Annotated in this window: 14 protein-coding genes and 1 tRNA gene; 11 read left to right on the top strand and 4 right to left on the bottom strand. The window is 48.6% G+C overall.

Annotated elements, in window-relative coordinates; all coding sequences use genetic code 11:
- Positions 1-139 precede the first annotated feature (139 nt).
- Positions 140-2794, bottom strand: coding sequence for a S8 family peptidase (locus A7C91_RS11855; protein ID WP_234394328.1), 2655 nt, complete (start codon positions 2792-2794; stop codon positions 140-142).
- 284 nt (positions 2795-3078) lie between these two features.
- On the opposite strand from A7C91_RS11855, the gene A7C91_RS06845 reads away from it, so the two are divergent.
- From A7C91_RS06845 to A7C91_RS06800, 11 genes are all read left to right on the top strand, one after another.
- Entirely contained in the window at positions 3079-3744 is a 666-nt protein-coding gene (locus A7C91_RS06845) for a phospholipase D-like domain-containing protein (RefSeq protein WP_068666076.1), read from the top strand.
- A complete protein-coding gene (locus tag A7C91_RS06840) occupies positions 3741-4745 on the top strand; it encodes a hypothetical protein (protein ID WP_068666074.1) in 1005 nt (334 codons plus the stop codon). The genes A7C91_RS06845 and A7C91_RS06840 overlap by 4 nt, the downstream gene beginning before the upstream one ends.
- The gene (locus A7C91_RS06835; RefSeq protein WP_068666072.1) at positions 4742-5863 is read left to right on the top strand and encodes a hypothetical protein; all 1122 of its coding nucleotides are present in this window, start codon (positions 4742-4744) and stop codon (positions 5861-5863) included. The genes A7C91_RS06840 and A7C91_RS06835 overlap by 4 nt, the downstream gene beginning before the upstream one ends.
- A complete protein-coding gene (locus A7C91_RS06830; protein WP_068666070.1) occupies positions 5845-7239 on the top strand; it encodes an ArnT family glycosyltransferase in 1395 nt (464 codons plus the stop codon). Before A7C91_RS06835 ends, A7C91_RS06830 begins: the two co-directional genes overlap by 19 nt.
- A 149-nt stretch (positions 7240-7388) precedes the next feature.
- Entirely contained in the window at positions 7389-9740 is a 2352-nt protein-coding gene (gene ppsA / locus A7C91_RS06825) for a phosphoenolpyruvate synthase (protein WP_068666068.1), read from the top strand.
- Positions 9741-9882: 142 nt separating this feature from the next.
- On the top strand, positions 9883-11334 hold the full coding sequence (locus A7C91_RS06820) for an MATE family efflux transporter (RefSeq protein WP_068666065.1): 1452 nt from the start codon (positions 9883-9885) through the stop codon (positions 11332-11334).
- A gap of 171 nt (positions 11335-11505) precedes the next feature.
- The gene (upp, locus tag A7C91_RS06815) at positions 11506-12174 is read left to right on the top strand and encodes a uracil phosphoribosyltransferase (protein WP_068666064.1); all 669 of its coding nucleotides are present in this window, start codon (positions 11506-11508) and stop codon (positions 12172-12174) included.
- A 594-nt stretch (positions 12175-12768) separates the two neighbouring features.
- Positions 12769-13137 (top strand): hypothetical protein, encoded by a 369-nt coding sequence (locus tag A7C91_RS06810; protein WP_068666062.1) that lies wholly within the window; start codon positions 12769-12771, stop codon positions 13135-13137.
- Between the two features lie 30 nt (positions 13138-13167).
- Entirely contained in the window at positions 13168-13359 is a 192-nt protein-coding gene (locus A7C91_RS06805) for a transglutaminase-like domain-containing protein (protein ID WP_068666060.1), read from the top strand.
- Between the two features lie 299 nt (positions 13360-13658).
- Positions 13659-13823 carry a transglutaminase-like domain-containing protein gene (locus A7C91_RS12535; protein ID WP_082871993.1) on the top strand — a complete coding sequence of 55 codons (165 nt, stop codon included), beginning with the start codon at positions 13659-13661 and terminating at the stop codon, positions 13821-13823.
- Positions 13824-13924: 101 nt separating this feature from the next.
- A complete protein-coding gene (locus A7C91_RS06800; protein WP_199919998.1) occupies positions 13925-14116 on the top strand; it encodes a hypothetical protein in 192 nt (63 codons plus the stop codon).
- A gap of 242 nt (positions 14117-14358) precedes the next feature.
- Here A7C91_RS06800 and A7C91_RS06795 read toward each other — a convergent pair.
- The 3 genes from A7C91_RS06795 to rpiA all read right to left on the bottom strand — a co-directional run bounded on the left by A7C91_RS06795 (position 14359) and on the right by rpiA (position 15622).
- Positions 14359-14446, bottom strand: a tRNA-Leu gene (locus A7C91_RS06795).
- A gap of 117 nt (positions 14447-14563) precedes the next feature.
- A complete protein-coding gene (locus A7C91_RS11205; protein ID WP_199919997.1) occupies positions 14564-14731 on the bottom strand; it encodes a hypothetical protein in 168 nt (55 codons plus the stop codon).
- A 207-nt stretch (positions 14732-14938) separates the two neighbouring features.
- Positions 14939-15622, bottom strand: a complete 684-nt coding sequence (gene rpiA / locus A7C91_RS06790) for a ribose-5-phosphate isomerase RpiA (RefSeq protein ID WP_068666057.1) — start codon at positions 15620-15622, stop codon at positions 14939-14941.
- Between the last annotated feature and the right edge of the window lie 4 nt (positions 15623-15626).

The following is a 15626-nucleotide window of genomic DNA, read 5'->3' as shown; positions in this document are numbered from 1 at the left end:
ACAGTGACGTTTGAGGACTGGGCAACGTCCTTGAGTATGAGCTCAGGCTCGATGGAAACTGAGGTCAGGCTGACCTCAATCTCGTACTGGGAAGTGTCGTAGCCGCTGAGGTACTTGGTGAATATACTAGAGTAGGCAGTTATCTCCCAGGTGCCCTCGATCGGGTTGGGAATGACCCAGGTGTACTCGTAGACGTTTCCGGCAGAGTTGGCTCCGACGTAGTAGTAGTCTGGGACATAGGCAGCAACGACCTCACCGAGTGGCCTAGCGATGAAAAGGGTCGTTCTGCCAATCGGGTTGCCCTCGGCGTCGGTTGCGATGCGGAGGGTGACGCGGAGCTCCTTGGTGCGCGCGGAACCTTAACGAAGTAGTGCTTGGCTTCTCCAGGATTCTCGGTGTCGAAGAGCCTGGCATAGCTTTCACCGTTTGGGTTCACAGGAATGTCGACGGTGACAGCTATGTAACCGTCGATGTAGCTAGTGTCGGGGTCGTCGATGTAAACGAGTCCAACGTATGTTCCACTCTTCTGGAGCTTGGAGTAGTCGATGTTAATTGAGAACTGTCCTATGAGGTCGTCTATGCTCTGAGCACTGGCGCCGTTGATCGTGACCTCTGTGGTGTTGGGAATGATCCAATTAACGTTGGTGCTTATCCTGTAGGTCTTGTTCTCGAAGACGTACCGGAGTCCCCAACCTGGCTCATAGACGAGCGGTGAGAAGTATATCGGAACGCTTCCCGGATACTCGTTCCTTATGTAGACTCCCCTGTAAAGGTACGGGAAGCCAAAGGCGTTCTGGAAGTAGCCGTTGAAGTCCACATAGGCCTGTGATATCGGGATCATCGGAACGCCTATCGGGTTCTTGAAGCCGGTGTAGGTGGTTCCGGCGAAGATGTAGGTGGTCGGCTCCTGGCTGAGCTTCTCAAGCTCCTCGATGGCCTTATCCACCTGTATGAGGCCGAAGCCCTGATCTATAAGGGTCCCATTGACGGGCTTGGCGCTGAGTTCGAGGGCGCGCTTTATCATTATGGGATCATAGGTCAGGTTGTGCTGCTTGGCGTAGCTAATCATTAGGGCAACGGCACCGCTGACATGCGGAGTGGCCATTGAGGTACCGCTCCATATTCCATAGTATCTGTTGGAGTCGTTGTAAACGATAGTATACCACATCGGCAGGCTCGAGAATATGTCGGTACCCGGAGCCATGACGTCGGGGTCGAGCATACCGTCGTCCCTCGGTCCCCTGCTGGAGCTCATAGCTGGACCAGAGATTATGCCCATATCAACCCCGTACCAGAATGACTCCCTCTCGTTGTCTACGTAGTTGCCGACGGTTATGGCGAGGTCGCTGTCACCAGGTGAGTGGACGGTGTTGGTGGTCGGGCCCTCGTTTCCTGCGGCTATGGCAAATGTAACACCGTACCGGTCGGTTAGCAGGTTAACGTAGAAGTTCTCCGGGCTCTCTATACCGTCGTTTATCTCGCCTCCACCACCTAGGGACATGCTTATGACGTCCGCACCGTTGAGGGTGGCGTATATCATTCCGTTGATTATCCAGCTAGTCCTTCCAAATCCAAACTCACCCGGAAGAACCTTGACCTCCATGAGCTGGGCGTTGGGGGCAACTCCATACACACCGCTGAAAACCGGGTCGTCTGGAAGGCCAACGCCGGCAACGGTACCGCTGACGTGAGTTCCGTGACCGTGAGCGTCCCACATGAACATTGCGTAGTCTGGAGCCATGAACTCGGCAAACGCAACGTTAACGAGGCTGGTGTTGAAGGTGAAGTACTCCCCTGTCTCAGTATAGAGGCCAACCCCAGTATCATCAGTAAAGTTATTGTTCATGTTGATATCCATGTATGCGGTGTAAGTGCCATTGTTGTCAACGACGAGAATCGGGTAAACATCGTTCTTATCACCATCAAAGTTCAAGTCAAAGTACCTCTCCGGGAGGAGTCCTATATAGTACATGTCACCTGTTATGTTGCCGATGTAATAGGTTCCCATGGTGTAGTTCGTGTAATATGCATCGTGGCCGTAGTACTGCGCATAAACACCCCAGAACAGGGTGACGTTCTTATCGACTGTTATGTAGCCACTAGACGTGGTGTTGGTGGAGTAGTATATCTCCGCGAGCCCCTCGTCACTGGCGTCGTATATGTTCACAATCTTAGGCCTTCCATCGAGGGTGACCTGGAGGAACGGGTGGCCGACGTCAATTCCAGTGTCAAGAACGGCAACGGTGACATTGTCTCCGAGGACACCATAATTAACCCATGTGTCGTAAGCGTGAATCGTGAAGATGCTCATGAACATGTCCGGGTGAGTGGGGAAGCTGGCATCTGGAGAAACATCTCCTGCCCCTGCCTCAGGTGCGACGGGCTCCTCGAGCTTGACCATCTCGTCCTTCCAGACGTGGAGTATTCCGGGTATTTCAGCGAGCTTTTCAACGTTGGAAACTGGCATTTCAACAACTATGAACTGCAGCTCAGGTTTGCTGATGGGGTCAATCTTACCAAGGCTCTTGAGGGCGTTGTAAACCTCAGTCCTGTGATCCCTATCCGGTGCCACTATGAGGCGCACCGTCTTACCTCTGCTTTCCAGAACCTTCTGGATTTCCTTCTGAAGAACTTCCCCAGGTATGAAATTGCTGGGCTTCTCCACCTCGATCTGCTGGGGGCTCTCAGACTGATGTACTGAAGTCGTCGTTACTGCTAGCACTGATACTGTCGCTGGGATCGCAGAGAGTAACATCACTACCGCGACTAAAAGGCTCAGAGCCTTTTTGTTCATCCTAACACCTCCTAATCCTGATGTTCATCTATAATGTGAAGGTCACACAGATATAAAGATTTCGTTCTGTGAAGTAGCTTAAAAGCCCAAGATCATCAGATAACACCTATGATGGCTACTTTTAGGCACTGCAGACCTTTTTAGACCTGTTGACGCTCCTACAACAGGATACTATGCCCGATAATTCTGATAATATTATGACCGGGAGGGCCAAGAAGTCCACCAAAACATATAAAACTGACCGAAACTGCACGAGATTTAGCGGGACAGCGTGGTGAGATGATATGGACTGGAGAAAAGTTTCAGCCATCGTTGTGGTCATATCCCTTCTCGGCGTTGCCATTAACCACTATATCCAGCACTACCAAGGCGGCGAAATATACGAGGCCGCCAACCACGCCTTTGGACTGCTCACTAAGGGCTTCAACGTGACGGTAACCGTGGAAACCGTCAATGGAAAGACCGTACAAGGGACCCTACTGAACGTTCAAGGGTCGACAATAACCATAGTTTCTAATGGAACTGTCCTCAGCGTGGGGGGACCGAGCGCCACCAAGGAGGACCTCAAAGCCAAGCTCATAAGGGTAGACTACAGTGGGAAGGTCTACGTCTATAAACTGCCACCCCAGTTAGGGGAAATGGATGACATCATAAATTCCCTCACTGTCGAAGCTTACTCCGAGAGGTTCACCGGAGTAATCTATATAGAGGGTAATGTAAGTCCGATAGAGCTGGGCATGCTCAAGTACAAGGCAGACTATATGACTTACGGTTCAGTAACAATAAACCAGATTAGCTACAACGGTGCAATGATAACTACCAACAGGGTGCCCATATCATACCTTAAGGCGTACCTTGGCGACTGCAGGGTTTACATGTACGGCATCCTCTACGTAAACTCGGAGGAGAGAAACCTGCCGCTGGAGCTTCTTGAGGTGAGGGCTGGATGAAAGGGTTACCCCTGCTCATCCCAGTACTCTTCATGGCCTTTATAGCCCTCGGCTTAGCTCAGCCGAAGACAGTAGCCGTGGGTCTGGTGTTTTCCATTGCGATCCTATGGGGAATCCACCGCGGAACGAAGGTTGAGTGGGAGGATGTGGGGCTGGACATCGAGGAGAAATACATAGTCTTGGCCTTCTGGGCTGCCATCGCAATAATAATCATTCAGATCCTCAACTTTCGGAGCATCCCGCTGATTAACCCAGCCATAAGAACTAGCCTCAACCCCCAGCTCACCGCGCTGACGTACTTCCTCGGCGTTCCCTCGAGCGTCTATCTGTTCCTGCGGGGAAAGAAATATTCCTTGATATACCCCATAGCAGTGACCCTCTACGCATACAGGACTCCAGTTCTTGTTAGTCTGCTTGCAGTGGGTGCAGCGTACTACGAAGAAACGCGCGAGAGCGGAAGGCTCAAGGTACTCCACATATCGGTCCTTGTTGTAGGACTCCTTGTTCTTGGGCTTGGAATGACGTTCCTGCGTGGAGAGACTGCTGCAGGCCTTCTGACAAGGGTTCAGAGCTCCACCTCTGTCCTCGACATAATAGTCTGGCGCGCCGGCTGGAAAGGTCTTTATCATGGCTACCTTCAGTGGACTGGGATATCCTCATACATTATTGGGGGCTACTCCCCCAGGGGTCTTGTGGCCAAGTTCCTCTACGTCCACAACGGCGTTACAATAACCCCCACCCTCTTGGGCGGGATGTATTTGGACTTCGGAGTATTTGCAATTCTTGAGGGTTTCCTGCTTGGCCTTTACTACGGGCTGATTCAGAAAGCCATACATCCCGTTACGAAAGCCCTCTACTATTCCACCCTCGCCTACGGTATAGTCGGTGTTGAGACAGGGATACTTGATCTCCCTGTGTATCTGCTTTTTGCGATGGGGGCATACATAGTAATACATGGGTGGAAGGCAGCAAAGAGAGAAGGTAGTGGGGTTGCGGAATGAGGCTCAACGTGATATTCTGGATTTCCGCGGTTGCTTACATTCTCCTCGCCCTAGTTGCAAAGCTTGCCTATCCTAAACTTCTCCCTAAGCTCGAGTGGGATTCCCTGCTCTATGCCCTGGCATTTCTCGGAGTTCTTGCCTTTGCATATAGCGCAAGCGAGAGAATCCAACACCGGTACAAATCGGCAATGTACCTAGCAGTATTGCTCCTTATGCCCTCGTGTCTGGGCTGGTGGGGGTTACTTGTCGCACTGGCCATAATCGTCACAACTCACGTGATTATCTACTTCGAAAGGCATAAGGTCGAGGATAACTCAGAAAATGCCAGATGGAAACTCCGCATTATCCTGATAGCAGCGGTGGTAATACTGGCCATTGTACCCCTTGTCTTTGGTGTAATCCCTCTCCTCCAGCCTGAAACACGTTATTCATCGCTCAGACTTCTTTATCTGACGGCAGGATACTTTACAGTGGCCATACTAGCGATAAAGCCAGATTTTAAAGTGTTCCTCATTGGTGAAGCGATAGCCATCGTTTCAACCTTCAGAACAGTGGGGATAGCGGTTGCACTGGCATACTTTCTGAAGCTGGTCCAGACAGGAAAACTCAGATGGGATAAAAGGAACTGGAGGAGCTACGCTATTCTAGCGGTCGTGTTTTCCAGCGTCTTTGCTGTCTTCATTATCAGGTATTACACTACTCTCCAGACGTATCCCGAATGGAAGCTTGGTTTCTCTGAGACCCTTCTATATCGTCCTGGCGTTACCTACACAGTCTACGAGAGGCTCTTTGAGCTCGGGATGCCCTGGGGAAAGCAAGCAATAATTTTCTCAGTCAACCCGAAGGGCTACGTCGGGGCGCTTTTCAGAAGGGATGTGGGGTACACCTACACCCTCTTCGGTCAACCCGCTTATGATTTCGGGATTCTTGGACTGGTAGAAGCAGTCTTCCTCGGTATAGCACTTGCAGATTCGGAGAGAAGGAGAACAACGGAGGTTCTCGCGGTAACTTTCATGACTCTTGCAGTGCCCATAGGGCTTGATACGTTTTTCCTGTCTGCAATGGCATTTTTTGCATACCTTGCGGTGGAGGTGGAAAGATGGAGAAAGAGCGCGTGATGCCGTTGATTCCATTTATCCTAGCTCTGGGAGTCAGCCTCGCGACGATGCCCCCCTGGAACACGCTCACCTACGACGGGGCGCTCTACCTAGATATAGCCCGAAATCTGGCCAATGACATAACTAGCTTCACATATCAGGAAGTTTACATGATGTATAGACCCCCACTATATCCATACACCCTTTCGCTTTTCTACCACTTCGTTCCCGAGGAGTACCATCTCCTCGTTGCGAGGCTCGTTTCGGCATTCTTCTTCTCGTTCACTGCAGTTCTCGTTTACCTACTCGCAAGAGACATATTCGGGGACGAGAGGAGGAGCATAATTGCAAGTCTATTTTTCATCAGCAATCCCCTAGCATTCACGATGGCTACGCGTGAACTGGTTCACAGCGAATTCACGTTCTTTTATACCCTTGCCGTCTACTTGCTCTACACCGGACGAAAAAAAAGAAACGTACTGAGAATATACATTTCATTCATAGCTGCAGGTCTAGCGATCCTCACCCGATACACCGGCCTCTCCATCGTGGTGGTCTTTTTAGTGTATCTCTACCTCACAGACCACTGGAAATGGGTCAAGAAAAGGGAGTACTGGATTGGGTTGATATTATTGGCGTTCACACTCGCCCCCTGGCTTTACATGGGACACATCTACTACGGGGGAATTTTCAGACCCTTCAGTGTAGCCTCGCGCGTCGTTACGCTGGACAGACCCATCTCTGTTTTGGACTACATCAATATGCTCCTCAAAGACCTCGGCTATCTCCTGCCGGCGCTCACGACACTTGGCTTCGTCAGACTGAAGAAGAATGACGAGGGATGGCTCATCATAAGCTGGTTCTTCATGGGGTTGATGGGTATACTCACAGTTACCCATAAGGAGACGCGTTTCATAACATTTCTTGCACCGGCCATGGCAATACTCACCGAGGAGGGTGTAATGATACTCATCGATGCAGTCGAACACTTTAGACCAAAGACCTTAGGTAGGTACCGGACTGTGCTGATATTAGCCCTTGCATTGCTGTTTCTCATGCCAATAAGCAGGAGAGCGTACGACTTAAAGGATACCTGGAACGTCGTTGGAAAGTACGATTCAGATATTTTAAACTACGCTGCAGACCATTATCAAGCTGAGAAACTTTTAGTTTCACCGTACCTGTACACGATGGCAGGTTTCTACTACCCTGATGCAAGTGTAGAAATGATCCTGTACAGCAACAAAACGAGAGAAAAGATAGCAAGAGGTTACTATGACCTAATAATATACAAAGAACCTAAAACTTACCTAAACATCGAAGAGAGCGGAAACTACTTACTAATCAAAAAGTTCTACGAAGGAAAGTTCAAAATATACGCCAGGAGGGAGAATTAGGTCAGCCTTACAACTTAAATGGACACATTCCCCCCTCTTTTCATTCCTGTACTCCAGCGAACATCCTTGGATAGTTAATTTTAAATATAAACTCTCTATATATCACTCGCAATAAGCAATTGCGGTAAACCACTTTGGAGGGGATTTGGATGAGCGAATACAAGTTTATAAAATGGTTTGAAGAGCTCGGAAAGAAGGATGTTGCCCTTGTTGGTGGAAAGGGTGCAAACCTTGGTGAACTTAACAACGCTGGTATTCCGGTTCCACCTGGATTTTGTGTTACTGCTAAGGCCTACAAGTACTTCGTTGAGAACATCCGCGTTGAGGACGGTAGAACCCTTCAGGAGTGGATTATGGACATAATCGCCCAGACTAACGTTGATGACAGCAAGCAGCTCCAGGAGAATACCGCCAAGATAAGAGAGAAGATAATCTCCATGGAGATGCCAGAGGATATAGCCAAAGAAATTGTCGACGCTTACAAGAAGCTCAGCCAGCGCTTCAACAAGGACGCCGTTTATGTTGCCGTCCGCTCTTCTGCCACCGCTGAGGACCTCCCGGAGGCTTCCTTCGCCGGCCAGCAGGAGACCTACCTCGACGTCCACGGCGAGGACGACGTTCTCGAGAAGGTCAAGCGTTGCTGGGCCAGCCTCTGGACAGCTAGGGCCACCTTCTACAGGGCCAAACAGGGCTTCGACCACAGTAAGGTTTACCTCAGCGCTGTCGTCCAGAAGATGGTCAACAGCGAGACCAGCGGTGTTATGTTCACCGCCAACCCGGTCACCAACGATAGGAGTGAGATAATGATCAACGCTGCCTGGGGCCTCGGTGAGGCCGTCGTCAGCGGTGCCGTTTCTCCGGACGAGTACATAGTCGAGAAAGGCACCTGGAAGATCAAGGAGAAGTACATCGCCAAGAAGGAGATAATGATCGTCAGGAACCCCGAGACCGGTAAGGGAACCGTCACCGTTAAGACTGCCGAGTACCTCGGCCCAGAGTACGTCGAGAAGCAGGTCCTCACCGACGAGCAGATACTCGAGGTCGCCAAGATCGGTGCCAGGATCGAGGAGCACTACGGCTGGCCACAGGACATCGAGTGGGCCTACGACAAGGACGACGGCAAGCTCTACATTGTCCAGTCCAGGCCGATTACGACCCTTAAGGAAGAGGTTAAGACAGAAGACGCCGAGATGACTGAGGAGATGAAGGTTCTCCTCAAGGGTCTCGGAGCCTCACCGGGTATTGGTGCCGGTAAGGTTGTCGTCATCTTCGACGCGAGTGACGTAGACAAGGTCAAGGAGGGCGATGTCCTCGTCACCACCATGACCAACCCGGACATGGTTCCGGCCATGAAGAGGGCCAGCGCTATCGTCACCGACGAGGGCGGTAGGACCTGTCACGCCGCCATCGTCAGCAGGGAGCTCGGTATTCCAGCTGTTGTCGGTACCAAGGATGCTACCAAGGTCCTCAAGGACGGCATGCTCGTTACCGTCGACGGTACCAGGGGTGTCGTCTACGAGGGCATAGTCAAGAGCCTCGTTAAGGACGAAGAGGAGAAGGCCGCTGGCAGTCAGGTAGTTGTCACCGGTGCTCCGCTCATCACCGCCACCGAGGTCAAGGTCAACGTCTCGATGCCTGAGGTCGCAGAGAGGGCCGCCGCCACCGGCGCGGACGGAGTTGGCCTCCTTAGGGCCGAGCACATGATCCTCGGCATCGGTGCCCACCCGATCAAGTTCATCAAGGAGGGCAGGGAAGAGGAGCTCGTCGAGAAGCTCGTCGAGGGTATCAGGAAGGTCGTCGAGGCCTTCTACCCGAGGAGGGTCTGGTACAGGACCCTTGACGCCCCGACCAACGAGTTCCGCGAGCTCCCAGGTGGCGAGGACGAGCCAGAAGAGAGGAACCCGATGCTTGGCTGGAGAGGCATCAGACGCGGTCTCGACCAGCCGGAGCTCCTCAAGGCCGAGTTCAAGGCCATCAAGAGGCTCGTTGACGAGGGCTACGACAACATCGGTGTCATGCTCCCGCTCGTCAGCCACCCGGAGCAGATCAGGAAGGCCAAGAAGATAGCCATGGAGGTTGGCCTCATTCCGCACAAGGACGTCGAGTGGGGCGTCATGATCGAGACCCCGGCCAGCGCCCTCATCATCGAGGACCTCATCAAGGAGGGCCTTGACTTCGTAAGCTTCGGTACCAACGACCTCACCCAGTACACCCTCGCCATCGATAGGGACAACGAGCGCGTCTTCAAGCTCTACGACGAGAAGCACCCGGCCGTTCTCAAGCTCATCGAGAATGTCATCAAGGTCTGCAAGAAGTACGGCGTCGAGACCAGCATCTGCGGTCAGGCCGGCAGCGACCCGAAGATGGTCAAGCTCCTCGTCAGAATGGGTATCGACAGCGTCAGCGCCAACCCGGATGCCGTCGAGCTCGTCAGGAAGACCGTTGCCAGGGAAGAGCAGAAGCTCATGCTCGAGGCCGCCAGGAAGAGGCTCTTCGAGTGAACCTCTTCGAGCAGCGCTCCGCGCTTCCTTCTTTTCTATATCATTTGGCTTGATGTATTCTCCAGTTTATTGAAACAGTGGATGGATTCTTTATCCACAGCAAGGCTTTTATATCAGCGTTTCGATTGCCGTCTGATTGAATATGAGGGACTCCAAAGTTCAGAGGACGCGCGAGGAAATTCTCCACGGGCCCATTGAGAAGACGCTTCTGTCTCTCTCGCTCCCGCTCATAATCAATAACTTAGTGCAGGTTCTGTACAACATCACCGACACATTCTGGCTCGGCAAGCTTGGAAGGGCAGAACTCTCAGCTCCAGGAACTGCCTGGCCTATGATAGGAACCCTTATGGCCCTCGGCATGGGCTTTGCCACGGCAGGCTTTGCACTCGTCGGGCAGTACGTAGGGGCCGGGAGGTACAGAGAAGCGAACAGAGCTGCGGGTTCACTCTACTCCCTCGTGCTAATCTTTGCCACCTTTGTCGGGATATTCGGCTACTTCGCGACGCCCTATGCACTCCGCTTCATGCACGTTTCCGAGAGTGTCTACCCATATGCTTTGAGCTACACGAGGATAATATTCCTCGGCATACCCTTTGCCTTCACCAGCTTTGATTTCAGCTTTCTCCTAAGGGCCGTCGGTGACACCAAAACACCGATGAAGCTCAACCTCCTGACGGTGGCCGTAAACATAGCCCTCGACCCCATCCTAATATTCGGATGGTTCGGCTTTCCTGAAATGGGGGTCACTGGAGCCGCCCTAGCCACGATAACAGCTAACAGCATTGGCTCACTCATAGGTGCCTACTTGCTCTTCACTGGTAAGGTTGGCGTGCATCTCACTCCGGAGAACCTCACACCGGATTTGGAATTCTACAGTAAAATATTCCGCATCGGACTGCCCTCGAGCATCGGCCAGTCTGCCAACAACTTCGGGTTCGTCATCCTGACGAGAATAATCTTCGGCTTCGGCGACGTCGCCTACGCTGCCTACATAATCACTACCCGCCTCGTGAACGTGCTCACTAGCATATCAAGGGGAATAAGTATGGGAATGGGCACGATGGTCGCCCAGAACGTCGGTGCGGAGCAGTACAAGAGGGCCAAGAGGATAGCCGAGAGGACGATGATGGTAAACTTTGCCATAGCCTTTTTCTCGGTTCTCCTGATCGGAATATTCAGAGAGGAGGTTTTCCGAGTCTTTCTCAATGACCCAGCTGTTATAGCCGAGAGTGAAGTCGTTCTCAAGTACTTTCTAATTTCTGTCCCATTCTTCAACGGCATCTTCGTAGTAGTTACCAACGTCTTCAGGAGCGCAGGTCACACGAAAAAGAGCATGGCCTTAAGCATACTCCGCCTTTGGGGCCTGAGGATACCGATGAGCTATGCCTTTGGTTATATACCAGCGCTGGCCTTCAGCTTCGTCCTGCTTGGGCACACAGTCAGCGTCCACATTCCGCTGGCCGAGCTCTTCAACTTCACGAGCAAGGGAGTGTTCTTTGGCATGGGCATGAGCAACTTTATAACGGCTGGAGTGGCTTTAGTCTGGTTCATGAAGGGCACCTGGATGCAGAGGGTCATTGGAAGAGTGGAATAAATCAAGACGTTTCCGAAACATTTTCTGTTGTTCTGAGTAAAGACCAAGAATTTTTAAATCCTCTTGGAAATTTTAAGCGAAATCCGAGTCCAGAATCAGAGAATACAATCAGCAGATCAAATCAGGAGTCAGACTAATAAACCCCTCTCCCAACCCCTTCCTGGTGATGGAATGATCAGGGACGAACGCTGGACTGGAGTTTACCATTTTGAGGACTCGCCCTTTATTATGGAGATCCTAACCGAGCTCAGGGACGAGAGGACGGGGCCTATAGCCTTCAGAAAGGGACTCGTCAAGCTTGGCAGATACCTGGCCTACGAGATAACCAAGACGATGGAGACAGAGAGAATCAGGATAAACACGCCCCTCGAGGAGACTGACGGAGTCCTCATCACTGACAGACGCAACGTTGTCATAATAACAGTTCTCAGGGCCGCGATTCCACTGATGGAGGGTCTGATCAAGGTTCTCGACCACGCCCGCGTGGGCATCGTCTCGGCCTCCCGCAGCAAGGCTCCGAAGTTCGAAATAGAAATGAAGTACGTCAAGGTGCCCCAGATAAAGGAGAAAGACACAGTCATCATAGCCGACCCGATGATAGCGACGGGCTCGACGCTGATTAAGGTTCTCGACGAGGTCAAGAAGTACGGGAAGGCCAAGCGCTACGTCATCGTCGGTGTCCTTGCGGCTCCGGAGGGGATAAGCAGGATAAAGGAAGCCCATCCGGACGTCGAAATGTTCGTCGCGGCAATAGACAGGGAGCTTAACGAAAAGGGCTACATTCTGCCGGGCCTTGGGGATGCCGGCGACAGGGCTTTCGGAGCGCCGAGTAAGGTCTGACATCTCTCCTTTCTGCCTTTTTCCTTCGGAGCTACGTTAAATTTATTATTCCATGAACGATATTGTACAATATGGCAAGTAAAGACTATCAGATATTCATCTATCCAATCTTAATTCAAGAAGATAATCCTCTTAATAAGATATATTATTTACTGAGGATATCTAAAATTTTGTACTTGCCTCTTGTTATTTTTAATAAAAGAAGAGGAAAGGCTTTTATGGAACACTTTCACAAATGAGCTTAAAAAGAAAATTCCTTGAAAAAGGGCTATTTGAGTCGTCTAAGCTTGCTAGTCGCATTTTAGAAAAATATTTGGTAACGAAGTACTTGTGCAACGAAAAAATTACGGCCTCTGTCTTTATCTAGTGAGTCTCTACTTAAATTTCCATTAAAGATGTTGAAATTGATATTTCAATTATTTTCTTTCACGTTACCGATTCCATCTTTTGTTACTTCAGAGTATTTGAACTTATATTTAAAACAGTTTGAAAGTTTACCTGAAACCAAACTAGAAAAAGGAGAATATGCAGAGCAGTATCATCTACTTGATATACTACGACATTATATAGACAAAGAAGAAATTTGAATGGTATTTGATAGCGTTAGATACCAAATTAATAAAAGAAAAAGAAGTACAAGCTGAATTAGATATTCTGGTAATCGGATTCTCTCCAAAACACCTTATGATCTCCATAAGCGAAGTAAAATCAGGTAAGCATAAACGCTTCAATGATAAGCATAAACGCTTCAATGATAAGCATAAACGCTTCAATGATAAGCATAAACGCTTCAATGATAAGCATAAACGCTTCAAGGAGCAACTCAAGAGGTACGAGAGTATACTTGAAAGCCTAAAAACAAAATTCGAAAGCCACGGATATAATGTAGAATTAAAAGCTTTAGACAATATCTCTAAGGATAGAGATATAAAAACACAGATTTTGGAAATATTGCTTAGTTAACCATCTGACAATTAAGATTTGTGATGGATTATGTCAATACTCTCAAAAATTACAGAGATCAAAAGAGAATTTTGTCCAACACTGGGAGAGATAGATAACATAAAAATACAGAGATTAGTAAATCAACTAAAAGGAGATTCTGAGAAAGAAACATTAGTTAATATCTTAGAATGGGAAGACAAGAACATAAGATACCCGACAGAAAGATGGATAGTATCATGAGTTTTAGGAATCTAGATTATATTATTCGTTGTTCTTGTGGTTGTTTAATTCCAGCTTTATTGTTTATCACATTGCCTTTCTTTGTGATTATATACTTAATAATTAGTTATCGACCTTTGTGAAGATATGAAAAATCGAAATTATCAAAATTAGCAAAACTATTTGGATATTTTATAGACATCATTCGACCAAGTCTACCATCAACAAAGTCCTGAAGTACAAACTAGCAGTATGCAGAGACCATGCAAGATTTACTGCATCTCTCTGCCGAATATTTATCCTGAAATTTACTTTATTACATTTTTGGTCATGTTGCTGTAGGTGTTAAAATTGGAGAGAAACTCTACATTCTGGATCAACGCTTACCGAGTTTTAATTTGGATACTTGGCTAATGAAATGGAACAAAAAGAAGACAACTGTTCATAAACTCAAAAAAGTGTTAATGCAGACTCGACTAGGTTAATCTTTGAGAAATGTGGAGTTTACAAAAGAGTTAGAAGCAAAAACAATAATCATAAAGAGGGTACAAAGGATTTGACCTTTAAACTTGTCAAGGTTTTTAAGTTGAGTCAAAAAACAGAGAAAAAAGAACCAGATCTTGAAATAGAACTAAAAAACTATGCAATTTATTGTGAAGATTATGAGATAGCCCAATATTCTATGCTGAGAGTGCTTAAAATGAAAATTGAGGCAGAATTATGTAGTAATACCAACAAATTAACAAGATTGAACTTGTTCAAAAGAATGGAGATGTAGTTCTGAAGCTTTATCTTCTATGGTTATTAACAAACTTTATGACTTTTAATATTTGAAGACAGTAAAACTATCGTGAATCTTAGTAATGGAGAGAAATCAACTGAAGATACTTATACTAACGAATTCTGTAATGATATATCCTGTATGGAACTATAAAATGGAAGAATTGCTCTAGATACAATTGGACTATTCGTTATACAGTTTGATACATTATCAGTCTTTTGTTATAACTAATGACGGAATGGTGCGGGGGCGGGGATTTGAACCCCGGAACCCCTGCGGGAGTGGATCTTGAGTCCACCGCCTTTGACCAGGCTCGGCAACCCCCGCACAAAGCAACGACTCACCAAAACTCTTTTAATATCCCGTCTAAAGGTGTGTCCTTAAGAGATTTAAAAATATTATGGTCCAAACTCTATATAGGGAAATATAAATACTCCTAGCATTTCACTTTCTTGTCTTTTCTGTTCTGAACTTTGCTAGTTGGATAAGTCCATCGTAAAACTCTTTTATGTCCTTATTAGTTAATCCAATTGTACCTAAAAGCAACTCTTCCATTTCCATCCTAGTTCTATATTTTGCCTCATCCTCAATATTCTTAGGCTTTCTTTTCAAAAGCCTATCAACCAGAGTTAAGAATCTGTTTAGCTTTCCTTGTTCTTGAAGCTTCTCTTGTACATATATCGGATCAATAATTGGAATTTTTAGACAATTTCATAATAATTTCACCTCTTAAATATTACAAGCATGGAAAGTTAAAAATTTTGAGGTTAAATCCTGTTCTCTGTTTCCAGCTTACTCTGAATTTCTATTCTTTTGATTTCACCGCTCGAGCCTCTTGACGCCTTCCCTCGTGCCTACGAGGACTATGTCAGCTATATCCGCGAATATGCCGTTCTCAACCACGCCTGGAATGTTGTTGAGCTCTATCTCCAGGTCGAGCGGGTCGTCGATGCGGTGGAACCTCGCGTCGAGAAGGAAGTTTCCGTTCTCCGTGACCACCGGTCCGTCCTTCTTACTGGCCATCCTGAGCTCGGCGGTGGCGTTGAAGACCTCAAGTTCCTCTTTTATGGCCCTCCACGCGGCTGGGATGACCTCTATGGGCACTGGCATCTTCTGACCGAGCCTCTCTACGAGCTTGCTCTCGTCCACCAGCACGAGAAACGTTCCCGCACGGTACTCGACGATTTTCTCCATTGTCAGCGCTGCCCCGCGGCCCTTTATCAGATTCAGGTTGAGGTCAACCTCGTCGGCGCCGTCAACGGCTATGTCTATGGCATCAACTTCATCCAAGCCAACAACTGGAACGCCGTACTCGAGTGCCAATAGTCTTGCCTGATAGGACGTCGGGACGCCATAGACGTCTTCGAGTTCCTCTTCCATTATGAGCTTGCCGAGATACTCGAGGAAGTAGGCAGTAGTGGAGCCCGTTCCAAGGCTCACTATCATATCGTCCTCAATGAACTTCAAAGCCTCTTTAGCAACCGCTCTTTTCAGCTCCTTCATCTGC

Origin of the sequence: Thermococcus piezophilus (assembly GCF_001647085.1) — an archaeon.
Classification (GTDB): domain Archaea; phylum Methanobacteriota_B; class Thermococci; order Thermococcales; family Thermococcaceae; genus Thermococcus; species Thermococcus piezophilus.
Note: the sequence above shows the minus strand (reverse complement) of the source record. Positions and strands in the feature narration are given on the sequence as shown.